At 27.9% G+C, this 14,498-nt stretch carries 18 protein-coding genes and 1 pseudogene; 15 read left to right on the top strand and 4 right to left on the bottom strand.

All coding sequences use genetic code 11. The annotated features are described in order from the left end of the window. Positions 1 to 374: pseudogene (locus tag ACI3VO_RS11210) on the top strand (carbamoyl-phosphate synthase large subunit); the annotation flags it as partial. A gap of 369 nt (positions 375 to 743) precedes the next feature. Here ACI3VO_RS11210 and ACI3VO_RS11215 read toward each other — a convergent pair. Together ACI3VO_RS11215 and ACI3VO_RS11220 are read right to left on the bottom strand one after the other, a co-directional pair. Then, entirely contained in the window at positions 744 to 1,001 is a 258-nt protein-coding gene (locus ACI3VO_RS11215) for a hypothetical protein (RefSeq protein ID WP_439757998.1), read from the bottom strand. Between the two features lie 386 nt (positions 1,002 to 1,387). Then, the gene (locus ACI3VO_RS11220) at positions 1,388 to 2,104 is read right to left on the bottom strand and encodes a DUF3298 domain-containing protein (protein ID WP_439757999.1); all 717 of its coding nucleotides are present in this window, start codon (positions 2,102 to 2,104) and stop codon (positions 1,388 to 1,390) included. 241 nt (positions 2,105 to 2,345) lie between these two features. Here ACI3VO_RS11220 and ACI3VO_RS11225 point away from each other — a divergent pair, with 241 nt between their 5' ends. From ACI3VO_RS11225 to ACI3VO_RS11240, 4 genes are read left to right on the top strand one after another with little or no spacing between them, the layout of a single operon-like run. Then, entirely contained in the window at positions 2,346 to 3,218 is an 873-nt protein-coding gene (locus tag ACI3VO_RS11225; protein WP_439758000.1) for a class I SAM-dependent methyltransferase, read from the top strand. Next, positions 3,218 to 3,883, top strand: a complete 666-nt coding sequence (locus tag ACI3VO_RS11230; RefSeq protein WP_439758001.1) for an RluA family pseudouridine synthase — start codon at positions 3,218 to 3,220, stop codon at positions 3,881 to 3,883. The genes ACI3VO_RS11225 and ACI3VO_RS11230 overlap by 1 nt, the downstream gene beginning before the upstream one ends. A gap of 49 nt (positions 3,884 to 3,932) precedes the next feature. Then, positions 3,933 to 4,637, top strand: coding sequence for a UPF0489 family protein (locus tag ACI3VO_RS11235; RefSeq protein WP_439758002.1), 705 nt, complete (start codon positions 3,933 to 3,935; stop codon positions 4,635 to 4,637). 60 nt (positions 4,638 to 4,697) lie between these two features. Beyond that, positions 4,698 to 5,195 carry an SEC-C metal-binding domain-containing protein gene (locus ACI3VO_RS11240; protein ID WP_439758003.1) on the top strand — a complete coding sequence of 166 codons (498 nt, stop codon included), beginning with the start codon at positions 4,698 to 4,700 and terminating at the stop codon, positions 5,193 to 5,195. 128 nt (positions 5,196 to 5,323) lie between these two features. Here the strand turns inward: ACI3VO_RS11240 and ACI3VO_RS11245 are convergent, their stop codons facing one another. Continuing rightward, on the bottom strand, positions 5,324 to 5,863 hold the full coding sequence (locus ACI3VO_RS11245) for a flavin reductase (RefSeq protein ID WP_439758004.1): 540 nt from the start codon (positions 5,861 to 5,863) through the stop codon (positions 5,324 to 5,326). A 105-nt stretch (positions 5,864 to 5,968) separates the two neighbouring features. On the opposite strand from ACI3VO_RS11245, the gene ACI3VO_RS11250 reads away from it, so the two are divergent. After that, positions 5,969 to 6,313 (top strand): winged helix-turn-helix transcriptional regulator, encoded by a 345-nt coding sequence (locus ACI3VO_RS11250; protein WP_439758005.1) that lies wholly within the window; start codon positions 5,969 to 5,971, stop codon positions 6,311 to 6,313. Between the two features lie 97 nt (positions 6,314 to 6,410). On the opposite strand, the gene ACI3VO_RS11255 is transcribed toward ACI3VO_RS11250, so the two are convergent. Beyond that, positions 6,411 to 7,013: a DUF1638 domain-containing protein gene (locus tag ACI3VO_RS11255; protein ID WP_439758006.1), complete on the bottom strand. Its 603-nt coding sequence runs from the start codon at positions 7,011 to 7,013 to the stop codon at positions 6,411 to 6,413. Positions 7,014 to 7,158: 145 nt separating this feature from the next. On the opposite strand from ACI3VO_RS11255, the gene yabG reads away from it, so the two are divergent. The 9 genes from yabG to ACI3VO_RS11300 form a co-directional block, all read left to right on the top strand. Further along, a complete protein-coding gene (gene yabG, locus ACI3VO_RS11260; RefSeq protein WP_439758007.1) occupies positions 7,159 to 8,022 on the top strand; it encodes a sporulation peptidase YabG in 864 nt (287 codons plus the stop codon). A gap of 213 nt (positions 8,023 to 8,235) precedes the next feature. Next, complete coding sequence (locus ACI3VO_RS11265) at positions 8,236 to 8,505, top strand: Veg family protein (RefSeq protein WP_320623894.1); 270 nt, start codon at positions 8,236 to 8,238, stop codon at positions 8,503 to 8,505. Between the two features lie 82 nt (positions 8,506 to 8,587). Beyond that, positions 8,588 to 10,138, top strand: a complete 1,551-nt coding sequence (locus tag ACI3VO_RS11270) for a DUF3794 and LysM peptidoglycan-binding domain-containing protein (RefSeq protein ID WP_439758008.1) — start codon at positions 8,588 to 8,590, stop codon at positions 10,136 to 10,138. Positions 10,139 to 10,245: 107 nt separating this feature from the next. Further along, positions 10,246 to 11,127, top strand: a complete 882-nt coding sequence (gene ispE, locus ACI3VO_RS11275) for a 4-(cytidine 5'-diphospho)-2-C-methyl-D-erythritol kinase (protein WP_439758009.1) — start codon at positions 10,246 to 10,248, stop codon at positions 11,125 to 11,127. Beyond that, positions 11,120 to 11,788, top strand: coding sequence for a GntR family transcriptional regulator (locus ACI3VO_RS11280; protein WP_439758010.1), 669 nt, complete (start codon positions 11,120 to 11,122; stop codon positions 11,786 to 11,788). Before ispE ends, ACI3VO_RS11280 begins: the two co-directional genes overlap by 8 nt. Before the next feature lie 201 nt (positions 11,789 to 11,989). After that, on the top strand, positions 11,990 to 12,706 hold the full coding sequence (gene spoIIR / locus ACI3VO_RS11285) for a stage II sporulation protein R (protein ID WP_439758011.1): 717 nt from the start codon (positions 11,990 to 11,992) through the stop codon (positions 12,704 to 12,706). Next, positions 12,685 to 13,347, top strand: a complete 663-nt coding sequence (locus tag ACI3VO_RS11290) for a cell wall hydrolase (protein WP_439758012.1) — start codon at positions 12,685 to 12,687, stop codon at positions 13,345 to 13,347. Before spoIIR ends, ACI3VO_RS11290 begins: the two co-directional genes overlap by 22 nt. A gap of 207 nt (positions 13,348 to 13,554) precedes the next feature. Then, a complete protein-coding gene (locus tag ACI3VO_RS11295; RefSeq protein WP_439758013.1) occupies positions 13,555 to 13,965 on the top strand; it encodes a DUF1934 domain-containing protein in 411 nt (136 codons plus the stop codon). Positions 13,966 to 14,285: 320 nt separating this feature from the next. Further along, the coding region (locus ACI3VO_RS11300; protein ID WP_439758014.1) for an ATP-binding protein at positions 14,286 to 14,498 on the top strand (213 nt) is incomplete at its 3' end.

Here is a 14,498-nt window from a genome sequence, read left to right on the forward strand (position 1 = left end):
CTGTAAATGATCAAGATAAAGAAGAATTCTTAGAAATAGCAAAAGAAATGAAGAAGGTAGGATATACTTTCATGGCTACAGAAGGAACAGCACTATATTTAAGAAACAATGGTATAGAAGCTACTGTAGTTAATAAAATAAGAGAAGCAAGACCTAACTTACTTGATGTTATAACTAATAATCAAGTTGATATGGTTATAAATACTCCAACTAAAGGTAACGATGCAACAAGAGATGGATTCAAGATAAGAAGATTAGCAACTGAATACTCTATAGATGTTATGACTTCATTAGATACATTAAAAGCTTTAGTTAAGGTAAATCAAAAACATATTGATAAAGATCAATTAAAAGTGTATAATTTAGCTGATTAATTTAATATGATTAATTTAATAGGCTACTGTGACCAGATTTGTATTGGTTCACAGTAGCTTTTTTCTTATAAAAAATCGAAATTTGATTCATATAATCCTTTTGTTATAGAAGGAGAAATAGAATATTAAGTAAAAAAACAAGCAATCTGTAAAGTTTTACGTATTGCTTGTTTTTTATTGGGATTTGATTACATGTATTTCTACATCTCTAACAGTAAAAAATATAGAAGAGAAAAAACACAAAAGGAAAGCAAACAAATTAATTCTCTTCTATAGGAAACTATTATGGATATATAGTTACATTTAGTTTTTTCTTTATATGTATAATTTTAAACTAAATATCTTGAAATCTTGTTTATTTGTATGTAATTATATAATTTCTCTAATATCTATTATTGAGCTTTTAGGTAGTAAATATGTTGGTAATTTCTCATAATTTACTTCATCAAAAGATCCTATGTATTTAGGTACTACAGTTATTGTATATTCTGTAGATTCTAATATTTCACCGTATATTGGTTTCATGCTATGATAAGTTTTTAATCTTACATATTTTTTTAATAAAGCATCTATTTTTTCACATTTAGTATGATTTCTGTTATTATAATTTTTAGTAGTTGTTGACAAAATAATCACTCCTTTTAGATAAATATAAATATTCTGAAAATTAATAAAATACCTTTAGCTAAATAAATTTATTAAAAATAATTGACTAATAATTAATTAACTATTTAATTGTTTATTGATGTTATAATAATACTCTATTTGGTATACAAAAAACAATATTATAAAAAAATTAATATAATAAAATAAAAGTATTTGTTTTTAATAGTTTTTATCTGAAAATTAAATAAAATAAGTTAAATAAATATAGTTTTAAAAAGTTAAATAAATAACCTAAGGAAAACGATTTTTAATAATTATAAAAATAATATAGTATAAATGTTAAATAGATAACAAAAAATAACGAATAAAAATAGAGAAACAAAAATAATTGTTTCTCTAAATGTGAACTATTTTTTTCTTCGTCTAATTACGTTTTGCGGGTTGCAATAAAATCTAGGGTTGATATATTGACCGAATTCTTCAAAGGAAATTAAGAATTTTTGGATGCCTGCTTCTGAAGGGGCTATTTCATCTTCAGCGAAAAATAATACGATGCCTTTATCTGTTATGTAAAAGGCTTGTGAATCTGGAATTTCCACAACTGTATCTTGATAAAAAAGATTTGGTGTTTCAGAAATTTTATTATTGATATAATTAGAAAGTAGATTTATATAATTTACATTTGGGTTAAATAAATCCTTTAAAGAAAGCTGATTTCCGTTTAACAAATCTATATTGAAGCTATATAATTCTTCATATTGAGGTCCTTCGTTAGTACTAAGAGAGGTTAAATACAGAATAAAGCTTAAAATATGGTTTTTACTAAAGGTTATGTCATAAGTAGTGTTTACTTGGTAAACTCTCTTAGGAAGATTATTTTCTGCTGCTGTCTTGTTGTATTGAGCCATTTCTTCATAAAGTCCATTTCTAAAAGTTTCGACACTAGAGTATACAGTTTTATTTAAGCTATCTAGGATATTCTTATCTACTTGAAAATATCCATTTTTGACATTATAAAAGATTGGATAGCTTATATCAAAGTAGAAGAATTCTTCTCGCCCAAAAATCTCATTATATTGAATATATAATAAATTATAAATACAGCCTACGTAATTGGTGTTCATTTGATTCATTATAATTCGTTGCAAAATTTATGAAATCTAGAGTGTAGATTTTATAAATTTACGCAACTGCTCACCTCCTGTTTGTAAAAATAAATTAGTAATATTTATGATTTTTTTATAAAAAAAAGAACTTTATAATTATCAAAGATAAATAAAGTATATAAAGTAACGAAAATAGCTAAAATAAAGGTGATTATATGATATAATACATAAGATTAATAGAATAATGGGAGGTAATAAATTGTTATTATTAGCGGATCAATGGAAAGATTATGAACTTATAGATATGGGAAATGGAGAAAAATTAGAAAGATGGGGAAAATATGTACTTAGAAGACCGGACCCTCAAGTAGTATGGCCAATGGAATCAGAATGGGCTCTATGGAAAAATCCTCATGGTCATTACCACAGAAGCAACAAAGGTGGCGGTCAATGGGAACACAAGAAAAAATACCCAGAACAATGGACTATAAGCTATAAAAATTTAAAATTTTATATAAAACCAACAGGATTTAAACACACAGGATTATTCCCAGAACAAGCGGCAAATTGGGAATGGTCTATGGATAAAATAAAAAATGCTAAAAGACCTATAAAGGTTTTAAATTTATTTGCTTATACTGGTGGAGCAACTGTAGCTTGTGCGGCAGCTGGAGCAGAGGTTTGTCACGTAGATGCTTCTAAGGGTATGACTACTCAAGCAAAGGAAAATCTTCATTTATCAGGTCTTGGAGATAGAAAAGTAAGATTTATAGTAGATGACGTTGTAAAATTTGTAGAAAGAGAAATAAGAAGAGGACATAAATACGATGCGATAATAATGGATCCACCTTCTTATGGAAGAGGACCTAAGGGAGAGGTTTGGCAAATAGAAGATAAGCTTTTTGACTTTGTAAATCTATGTATGAAGGTATTATCTGATAAGCCACTATTTTTCTTAATAAACTCTTATACAACAGGATTTTCTCCAATAGTACTAGAAAATGTACTTCAAACTACTATCGGTAAGAAAGTAAAAGGTGGAACAATATACGGTGGAGAATTAGGAATACCTGCTTCAAGAGACGGAAAAATTCTTCCATGTGGTATATTTGGTAGATGGGAGTCTAAATAATGATCAATGTAATATACGAGGATAATCATTTATTAGTAGTTGAGAAGCCAGTAAACGTATTATCTCAGGGCGACAATACTAACGATGATGATATGGTAAATTTACTAAAAAAATACTTAAAGGTAAAATACAATAAACCAGGTAATGTTTTTGTTGGGCTTGTACATAGATTAGATAGACCAGTTGGCGGAGTAATGGTGTTTGCTAAAACTTCAAAGGCTGCTTCTAGACTGTCTGAGCAGGTCAGAAATAAAACATTTAAAAAGACTTATAAGGCTGTAATTCATGGAAATATGAAAAAAAGCGAAGACAGTCTAAGTGACTATCTATATAAAGACAAGAAATCTAACATGGTCAGCGTGGTAAATAAAAATCACGAGGATGCTAAAGATGCCAAATTGAGCTATAAAACATTGGCGTCAAATAATGGTTTTAGTCTTGTAGAGGTTGATTTAAAAACAGGTAGACCACATCAAATAAGAGTACAATTTTCAAGCAGAAAGCATCCGCTTTATGGAGATCAAAGATACGGAAAAAACGTCAATAAAAAAGGACAACAAATTGCACTGTGGTCTTATAAAATAGAAATAGAGCATCCGACTAAAAAGGAAAAAATGGAATTTATCTGTGAACCACCAAGTGAATATCCATGGAATATGTTTTAGTTTTAGAGATATAGTATAAATTATTATACATGTTTCAAAAGGAGAAGAAATGGAGAGATATAGAGGTTTTTACATTGAAGAACCAGTAGGAAATAATATTTTTTCTTATGAAGAGAGAACTAATAAGAAAATCTTCGTTCCGAAGTTGATAAAAGGAACCTTGGAGGATGTGTGTTTAGGAGAAAATATAGTATTCAACGAAATCGATGAAGATACAGAAATAAAGGCAATCGGGCTTAAAAATTTAGTTCAATATGAAGTAGACGACAAGGTTGTATATATATTTGATAACCATAATCATGCATTTTATTTTTGGATGAAAAGTCTGCAAAAGGGACTTTTCGATAAAGGCTGTAGATTAATTCATGTAGATCAGCATAAGGACATGAGAAAGCCAGAGGAATACAATGTTGATGTAGATGATTTAGACGATGTTTTTAGATATACAAACAAGGTTTTGAACGTAGGCAATTTTATACAGCCAGCGTTGAAAAAAGAAATATTTTCTGATATAGACATAATTGATAGTTCTTATGGATTTGATATAAAGGTAGACGGAGAATATGTTTTAGACATAGATTTAGATATATTTTCGAAGGATATGGACTATATTCCATATGATTTTAAACTAAATAAGATAAAAGATTTAATAAAAGGCGCCAAAGTCATTACAATCGCCACAAGTCCGTATTTTATAGAGCAAGAGTATGCTATAAAGGTATTAAAAGAATTATTTAATTATGATATAATATAGAATTGTCAAATGAGAAAATAAAACTTAAAAAATAAATTAATTATTTAGGAGGAAATTATAATGAGTTTATATGCAGATTGGAAAAATCTTTGTGATAATCATGCAAATAATGATGAAGAAATAAAATTCTGGCAAAATTATTTAGAATCAGAAGCAGGGATATACAACGAAATATTAAACAATAAAACTGAAGTTGTAGAAGGTGTTGTTTCTGAATTAGCTACTAAATACGGTGTAAGCAACGAAGTATTCATGGGATTCATGGATGGAATAAACGAAAGCTTAAAAGAAAGCTTAAACCTAGAAGCTATAGAAGCTGATACTCAAGTTTCTATAAAAATAGAATGGGAAAAATTATATTACAATATGTTAGCTGCTGAAGCACATTGGTTATATGGATTAGATGGATGGGATGGAATATTATCTCCAGAAACTAGAAAAGCTATAACTAAAGACTACAACAGATCAAGAATAGTTGTAAAAGAAAACAAGGTTGGAAGAAATGATCCATGCCCATGTGGAAGCGGTAAAAAATACAAAAAATGCTGTGGGAAATAATATCTAAATAAATAAAAAGCATTTGAAATACACATTTAATATGTGGTTTCAGATGCTTTTTTATAATAAACGGATCATTCTTATTATTAGATAAGAATGGCCTATTTTATATTAAATAAATTAATATATTAGTCTTGAATTATATAAGCATTAACAATTTCACCATAATAAGCAGTGTGATAGTCTTTATTAGCGCCGTGGAATGAACTATCAACATCAGAAGGGTAGAAATCTTTTACTATATCAGAAGGGATAGCATTTCTGTCTTGGTCTTGTTTGTATAAAACTTTACATTCAAGAGTAAGTGGTAATTCCTTGATTCCAGGTACAGAAATTTTTTCTGATTCTTCTAATGTTAAACCAATTTCTTTTATTTTATCCATATCGTGTCCTGATTTTGTGCCAGCTAGGCCTAGAATTTTTTTATTAAAGTCACCAACTGGAATGTTTATTGTGAATTCAGGATTTTTATCTAATTGTGATTTTGTGAATCTATTTTCTCTTACAAAAACAGTGAATAAAGTTTTACCCCATTCTATTCCAAGAGTTCCCCACGAAATAGTCATAGTATTTACTTTATCATCAGCTTTAGTTGTAAGTAAAATACCCTTTTTAACAGCTTTTAAAATGTCATTAGCATAATCAAATATTTCTATTTGTTTTTTCATTATTACATCTCCTTTTCCTTAACATACATTTATGATAGACTAAAATAAAATAAAAAGTAAGTACGTACTTTTTTGACAGATACTATCATAAAGGAGAGTATATATATGAGTACAGAAAATAATAACCAATTGAAGTGTAGAGAGGTCAATGCTAAGCCATTTATGTATGCAATGTCTCTAATAGATGGAAAGTGGAAAATGCATATACTATTTTGGCTTTGGAAAAATGAAGTTTTACGTTATGGAGAATTAAAAAGAGCATTAGGAGATGTTACTCATAAAATGCTTAGCAAACAGTTGAAAGAATTAGAGGCGGATGACTTAATAATAAGAACTGAATATCCACAAGTTCCACCAAAAGTTGAGTATAGATTGTCTGAAAGAGGTGAATCGCTTATGCCTGTATTACAAGCACTTTGTAACTGGGGGCATGAGCATATCAATGATTAAAAATACATTAAAAAAGAATATTATTGAGAATTAAATTTCTAATAATATTCTTTTTGTTATACGATTTAATATTTTTATACTAAAAATTTAGATATATTTAAGCACTAATTGCTCTTTGAATAGCATCTGTTATTAAATTTTCAAAAATACTTATATTTACAGGTTCAACTTCGACAGGAACTTGAATTTTTTCATATAAATCAAATACCATATCATCAGTTATTTTAATAACACCTGTGTCCCCTATTATAGCATTTTCATACATACCAAATTGATTTAATCTATCATAATTATCTACTGCATTACTAAATTCATTTAATTCATCGAATTTTTCTACCCAACCTGAAGTTAAATATATATCTTTGCCATCAACGTATGATTCAACCACTCTATCACCTATAATAGCTTCTAAGCAGTTTGATGGTTTAATAGTAACAATATTATTGTATTTTTTCAAAAACTCGAAGAATCTATAGTGACATTTAGAACCGTAAAGAACTATTACCTTATCGTATTCTACAGTCATTTTATCTAATGCATCTGTAACATCTGCTTCTAGTTTATCTAAATCAGTATGTAGACCGAAATGAAGATAAGTAACTTCAATATCGGCATCGAATAAATTTTTATTTTTTATATCTTCTAAAACTTTTTCTAGCTCAGGTTCAAATACTGAGCATGCTAAAATTCCTATTCTCATTATGTAGTCCTCCTATTTAGTTTAATTAAAACCATATATAAATTATATAATATTCTGATTTTAAATTGATACTTTTTGATGACTTTTGGAACAAAAATAATTAAACAACATAATATAAACTAAATCGAGTAATAGGGGGATTACCATGAAGGTTGGAGATATTGTAGCTAGAAAGTCGTATGATAAGGATATTGTTTTTAAAATTACCGATATTATAACTGATGAAAATGGAGACAAAGTAGCTATATTAAAAGGAGTTGCCTTTAGAATTATAGCAGATGCATATTTAAGTGATTTAGAATTGTTGAAGCCTCCAGATATAAGAGAAGTTTTAATGGATAAAAATGTTGAAAATATTTTATATAGATCTATTAAAAAAGCAAAGGAAAGAGATAAAAAAAATATGCGTGGAATCCCAAAGTTAGCTCAATCGACAGCTAATGTCTATGGTATTCCAGGCAAGGTCCTTCAAATAGATGGAGATAAAGAATATTTAAAAATATGCTTAGATGTATATTCTCAGCTGGGAATTCCAGCTGTCGGAGTTGCGATACCGGAAGCAAATCAATATAAAGAGGTTAAAAATCTATTGCAAAAGCACAATCCTGATATATTAGTAATAACAGGTCATGATGCTATGCATGTAAAAAATGGCGATATAAAAAATATAAACAATTATAGAAATTCATATAATTTTTTAAAGGCTGTAAAGGAGGCTAGAAAGTGGCAACCTAATTTAGATAGTTTAGTTATATTCGCGGGAGCTTGTCAGTCTAATTATGAAGCTCTGATGAAGGCTGGGGCTAATTATGCTAGTTCACCGGGGAGAATAATGATACATGCACTAGATCCCGTATTTATAGTTGAAAAAATAGCTTGCTCTAGAATTGATATAGTAGTTCCTATAGAAGAAATATTAGAGCAGACAATCACAGGAATAAAAGGAATCGGTGGATTTGAGACGAGAGGTAAATTTAGATGGGCGATGCCAAGACCTTATTTATTGTAAAATTTCATAAACATAAATTTAGCTAAAATTTTGAATATTAAATCAAAACCATACATTTTGATAAAAATATGGTAAATTTAAAATAATACTGTATTCTTATAAAATACTATTGACAATAGAGTAAAAAATATATAAAATTATTAGTTTATACGTTTGACAAATTTCCTTTTTTATGATATTATGTAAACATATAAAAATAAAGAAGGTGATGTTGTGGCTACTGTTCAAACTTTGGATAAGATTAGAGTAACTTTAAAGAAACACTTAGGAAAGACTATAGTATTAAAGGCCAACAAAGGTAGAAAACAGGTTGTTACAAAAGTTGGGGTATTAGAAAATGTATATCCAAGTGTTTTTGTAGTAAAATTAGGTGGAACATCAGATGGAAATCAAAGAGTGTCTTATAGCTACTCTGATTTATTGACAGCAAATGTAAAATTACAAATTTGCAAAACTACAGACGATGCATTAAACGTAAGTTAAAATTATACCTATTAAATAGGTGTAATTTTTTTTTGTCCTGATAAATATAATTTAATAGTTAAATTATATGGGAGGGATAGCTGTGGAGTTAATTAAGGATATTATTAAAATAGACAATAGAATGGACTTCGGAAAATTTCAAACCTTTATAGAAGCCGAAAATGTTGTTCCAGATAGAAAATCAGATGTGTACGATATTGTTGACACTATGGGATACATAGTAATTAGAAAGGTTGAGATGCTAGAAGGTAAAATAACCTGTAGAGGAAGCTTTAATTATAATGTTATTTATGTTGCGGATGATAAGAGCACAATATCGAATATAAACGGTAAAATCGAGATAAATGAAGTTATAGAAAAGGATAATGTTGTTCCTGATATGGAATATATGCTTTTTCCTGAGGTAGAGCATATGGATTGTACTATAATGAATGAAAGAAAGATAAAGGTAGGGGCTCTAATTAATATAAGAGGAAGCTTATTTGAAAAGCAGCGATTAGATATAGTGAAGGATGTTTCTCAGGTTGAAGGCATACAAAAGCACAGAAAGGAAATTTCATTTCAAGATATAGTTGGAATTGAAAAATCGGAAAATGTAGTCAGAGATACGATTACAGTTAATGTAGAGGAAATAGAGGATATTATAAATATAACACCTAGGCTAAAGGTTAAAGAAAGCAGAATAACAGATAATAAAGTTATAATAGGTGGTGTGCTAGAAATAGATCCTCTAGCATGCACTTATGACTCAGAAGTTGTTGAGCTAGATAAAGTGGGAATTGATTTTACACAATTTATAGAAGTACCGGGAGTATTTGATGGAATGAATGAAGAAATACTTATGAATATAGGTGATTTCAATTATGAGTTTAAACGAAATCCAGATAACAGCACGGGACTTTTAGAAGTAGAGTGCACAGTTTTTTCAAAGGTAAAGGTAAGTGAAGAGGTCACTAGAGAAGTACTTCAGGATGCCTATTCTCCTCAAAAAATAATTAAGTTTGAGCATAGATTTATAAATTTAAATAAAACCTTAATGTCATCAAGGGATAATTTTTTAGTAAGGGAATCTTTAGCTTATGATAATGAGGATATACAAATAAAGGATATTGTAAATATTTGCTGCAATGCATCTATAGAAAATACTTATATAGAGGGTTCTAATTGTGTAATACAGGGCATAATAAAGGCAGATATACTTTTCGTTCCTGTTGAAGGCTTGAAAATGATTTATAAGATAAATGAAGAAATTCCTTTTGAGCACGAATTAGAAGTAAATAAATTATCTGATACATGTTCAGTATTTAATACGATTTGTATCGAAAAGGTAGATGCCGATTTAAATAGAAATCAAATTGAATTAAACATAAAGATAGGAAGATTTATAGAGGTAATTGATAAAAAGGCAGAGAGCTTCATAATAAAAGGAGAAGATAAAGGCGAATACGACTTATCAAAGGCTCCAAGTATAATTATATATATTTGCAAAGAAAATGATAACCTATGGGATATAGCTAAAAAATACAATACAACAGAAGAAGAAATCGCTCAGACTAATGAGATTGATTTAAATGAAAATTTAGTCCCAGGTAAATGTCTAATTTTAGAAAAGAAGGTTACACAAAATGAATAAAGAAAAAAATAATAGGGGATAAAGTCCCCTATTATTTTGTTTTGTAGTATAATTATAATTAGTAATGCATTATACGATATACAAAAAGAAGTATTAAGGAGGCTAAAATGAATTCGATAAAATTAAAAAGTAGAGCGAAAATAAATTTATCTATAGACGTATTGGGAAAAAGACAAGATGGATATCATTTAGTCGAAATGATAATGCAGACAATTGATTTATATGATTTAATTGAAGTTAAAGAAAGACAAGATAAGGAAATAATAATTAAAAGTAATAGTAATGAAATTCCATTAGATTTTAACAACCTAGTGTATAAAGCAGTTGATTTAATGAAGAACACTTTCAATGTGGACAAGGGGTTAGATATTTATATACAAAAAAATATACCAGTAGCAGCAGGAATGGCTGGAGGAAGTTCAAATGCAGCGGCGATATTAGTAGGACTAAATAAGCTTTGGAATTTGAATTTAACTGAGGGTCATTTAGAGGAGATAGGACTAAAATTAGGTGCTGATATTCCGTTTTGTATAGGTGGAGGAACTGCTTTAGCTGAAGGCATAGGAGAAAAGCTTACTTCAATTGAGGGATTAAGTAGAGATGTTAGTATTTTAGTTTGTAAACCGGATTTATTTGTATCTACAAAGGAAGTATATGAATGTATAGATTCCAAAGAGATAAATAAAAGACCGAATAACAAATTGCTTATTGAATGCTTAAAAAATAATCAAACTAAAAAATTAGCGGAAAATATGTTTAATGTTCTTGAAGAAGTTACTGTGAATAAATATCCAGTGATTCAACGAATTAAAGATACAATGATAAATAACAAGGCATTAGGAGCTATGATGAGTGGGAGTGGGCCTACAGTTTTTGGATTATATGAAAATAGAGAAGATGCGATTAGATGCAAATCTATATTAGAAAAACAATTTAAACAAACATTCGTCGTAGTATGTGAAGAAAAGGGGGTTGAAGTTAATGGATAGCTTAACTAAATTAAATTTAGATGACTATAAGCCATTAAGAGATGTTGTATTTGAAAACTTGAGAAGTGCTATTTTAGAAGGAAAATTAAAATCAGGACAAAGATTAATGGAGGTTCAACTAGCAGAACAGCTTGGTGTAAGTAGAACTCCAGTAAGAGAAGCGATAAGAAAATTAGAGCTTGAAGGACTAGTTGTGATGTTACCTAGAAAAGGTGCTTATGTAGCTAATATATCAGTAAAGGATTTAATGGATGTATTGGAAATAAGAGCAAGCTTAGAAGGATTAGGTGCATCTTTAGCAGCTGAGAGAAGAGACGATGAAGATATAAAAAAATTAGAAGAAATCGAAATCGAATTTGAAGAAGCAGTAAAAACACAAAATATCGAAATGCTATTGAAAAAAGACGTTGAATTCCATGAATGTATATTTAAATCAGCTAATAATAAAAAATTAGCAAAAATGATAAATTCTTTATGGGAACAAGTTCAAAGATTTAGAATAACTTACGTTTCAGATTCAAATGCATCATTGAGTTTAATAGATGAACATCAAGCTATTTTAAATTCTATAAGAGAAGCTAATATAGCAGAAGCTAAAAAGTTTGCTATTGAACATATAGAAAAAGCTGAACAATTCATGTTAGAACACTGCACTAAATAATAATTCATAAATATAATGATAAAAATGATCTTCTAGAAGAAATATTTATAAAGAAATAATTATTTTAAGTAGAATAATTATTTCTTTATAAATATTTAGCTAGGAGGTCATTTTTATTTTTTGATAAATTTTATTTTTTGAGTATAAAATAAGTTAACTTGGAAATAATCTCAATATACCAAATAAATGGGGGATGAGATGATGAAAAGGAGATTTATAAAACGAGAATTTAAAATAAATACGAAGATAAAAATAAGAATAGTAGTATCTGTATTAATGCTAATTTTCACTGTTGGTTTAATGGCAACTTCTATATATGGAGAGGTATCAAAAATTGATATGGCATCTGTAAATTACAAGGATAAATTAATACGATTTCATGTATTAGCTAATAGTGATTCAGAAGAAGACCAACAGCTAAAGTTAAAAGTAAGAGATGCGGTTATAGATTATTTACAACCAAAGCTACAAAATTCTAAAAGCATAAGTGAAAGTGAAAGGATAATAATAAACGAAGAAGACAATTTAATAAATATATGCAAGGATATAATACAAGAAAATGGATACAACTATGATGTAAATATAGAATTAGGATATAGTAAGTTTCCGACTAAGCAATATTCGAGTGTTGTTTTACCGGCTGGAGAGTATAAGGCACTTAGGATATTAATAGGAAAAGGACAAGGTAAGAATTGGTGGTGTGTTATGTTTCCTCCACTTTGTTTTGTAGATAAACAGAATAATGTGATAGATAAAGAAACTGATGCAAAGCTAAGAGAAGTTTTAACAGAAGAAGAATATGAATTGATAGTTGAGAAGGATAACGATAAAGTCGATGATTTAACAATAAAATTTAAAATAGTGGAGATAATCCAAAAAATAAAGGAGAGTTATATATGGACAGGTGTTATAAATTAATAATGGTATTTTTTATATCTATTTTTATAATAGTTAGTGCTACATTTGTTTATAAGGTTGAAGCTTTAAATTTAATTAATATAGGTTATTTATTTAAACAAGTCGAATCTACAGAATCTAATGGAGTAAAGGTAAATAATAATTTAAAAAATACAAGTAAAAAAAGTTTAGATTATAAGACTTTAGAGGTAAAAAATTTTAATGAGTATTTTTCTAGAAATAATATGACTGTTATCGAAAAAAAAGGTCAAGAAGATAATGAAAGTAAAAAACAAGTTGTAAATCTAAATGATGATCAATTGTATCTATTATCAAAATTAGTAGCGGCTGAAGCTAGAGGTGAGAGCTACCAAGGACAGGTTGCTGTTGCAGCTGTAGTTTTAAATAGAGTACAAGATTCACGCTTTCCAGATTCTATAGAAGATGTAATATATCAAAAGAATGCTTTTTCTGTAGTAAAAAATGGATCTATAAGTGTCAAACCTACAGAAGAGTCGTATAAGGCTGCAAAAGACGCTTTATATGGAAATGATCCTACAAATAATGCTATTTACTTTTGGAATCCAGATATATCTACATGTAACTGGATTAATACATTAAATCCGCATTTAAGAATAGGAAATCATGTTTTTGCTAGATAATGTTAGTTATTATAAGTAATGCTCTTTTCATAGCGGGTATTTTATGTAAATTTGTTGCTATGAAAGGGGCATATTTTAATTGATAATAGAGATTATAACTGATATAATTCTTTTTGATATAATTTTAGAGAAATGTGTTTATTGATAGATATTTAAACGATATAAATTAATTTAATAATCTTCAGATAATGGATTTGGGAGGATATTATGGATGTTAATATAAATATAGTAACAACTCAGTTTAATGAATTAGGAGAAAAAAATATTATAAAATCAAATGCAACAGGAACCTTATATCAAAAAAAGGATCACAAGTATGTAATCTATAAAGATGTTAATGATGGCGAAGAAACGACAACTTCTTTAAAAATAGAAAAGGATAAAGTAACTATAAAGAGATATGGTGCTTTAAATTCTACTTTAGTGTTTAAAGTAGGTAATACAGATATATCTAAATATATGACTCCGCAAGGAGTGTTTGTTATAGAAAATCACACAAAAGACCTTTTGATATCTGACGATGAGAGTAATATTTCTATAGATATAGATTATGACATAAAAATAATGGATATGTTTACAGGAAGAAATTTAATTAACATAAAAATTAAGCAAAAATAATTAGTCTAATAAATAAAAAATTAGATATAATATTAGAGATAGGTTTTATTTCTATAAATATCGAAAATTATATTAAATAAAGGTAGTTAAAATACTACCTTTTGTTTAGTTTATTTGTTATTATATTTATTATAGTTTAAATATAGTTAATTTTATTTAATATATAAAAAGATACAAGGACTTGATATTTTTTTATAGAAAATATATAAACAATTGTAAAATTAAATTTTGCTTGAAAGGATATAAAAATAATTTTTATAATAGTTAATTTTATAGAATTTATTTAATAAATTAAAAATTATTTGTAAAAGGGATAGAATATGATATTTGAAAAAGTACTTGATACAATAAATAGACATAATCTTATTGAAAAAGGAGATAAAATTGTCTTGGGGATTTCTGGCGGTCCTGATTCAGTTTGTCTTCTACATATATTAAATCGATTAAAGGATATATTTGATATAGAAATTTATGCTGCTCATCTAAATCACCAAATTAGAGGTATCGAAGCGCAAAAGGATGCTTTATATGTT

The sequence above is a fragment of the Intestinibacter sp. genome, from assembly GCF_051866655.1.
Lineage (GTDB): Bacteria > Bacillota > Clostridia > Peptostreptococcales > Peptostreptococcaceae > Intestinibacter.

Coding starts and splice junctions, on each gene's coding strand:
- ACI3VO_RS11220 (WP_439757999.1), bottom strand. CDS start 2,104: ATGAACACCAATTACGTAGGCTGTATTTATAATTTATTATATATTCAA.
- ACI3VO_RS11230 (WP_439758001.1), top strand. CDS start 3,218: ATGATCAATGTAATATACGAGGATAATCATTTATTAGTAGTTGAGAAG.
- ACI3VO_RS11235 (WP_439758002.1), top strand. CDS start 3,933: ATGGAGAGATATAGAGGTTTTTACATTGAAGAACCAGTAGGAAATAAT.
- ACI3VO_RS11240 (WP_439758003.1), top strand. CDS start 4,698: ATGAGTTTATATGCAGATTGGAAAAATCTTTGTGATAATCATGCAAAT.
- ACI3VO_RS11245 (WP_439758004.1), bottom strand. CDS start 5,863: ATGAAAAAACAAATAGAAATATTTGATTATGCTAATGACATTTTAAAA.
- ACI3VO_RS11250 (WP_439758005.1), top strand. CDS start 5,969: ATGAGTACAGAAAATAATAACCAATTGAAGTGTAGAGAGGTCAATGCT.
- ACI3VO_RS11255 (WP_439758006.1), bottom strand. CDS start 7,013: ATGAGAATAGGAATTTTAGCATGCTCAGTATTTGAACCTGAGCTAGAA.
- yabG (WP_439758007.1), top strand. CDS start 7,159: ATGAAGGTTGGAGATATTGTAGCTAGAAAGTCGTATGATAAGGATATT.
- ispE (WP_439758009.1), top strand. CDS start 10,246: ATGAATTCGATAAAATTAAAAAGTAGAGCGAAAATAAATTTATCTATA.
- ACI3VO_RS11280 (WP_439758010.1), top strand. CDS start 11,120: ATGGATAGCTTAACTAAATTAAATTTAGATGACTATAAGCCATTAAGA.
- spoIIR (WP_439758011.1), top strand. CDS start 11,990: ATGAAAAGGAGATTTATAAAACGAGAATTTAAAATAAATACGAAGATA.
- ACI3VO_RS11290 (WP_439758012.1), top strand. CDS start 12,685: ATGGACAGGTGTTATAAATTAATAATGGTATTTTTTATATCTATTTTT.
- ACI3VO_RS11295 (WP_439758013.1), top strand. CDS start 13,555: ATGGATGTTAATATAAATATAGTAACAACTCAGTTTAATGAATTAGGA.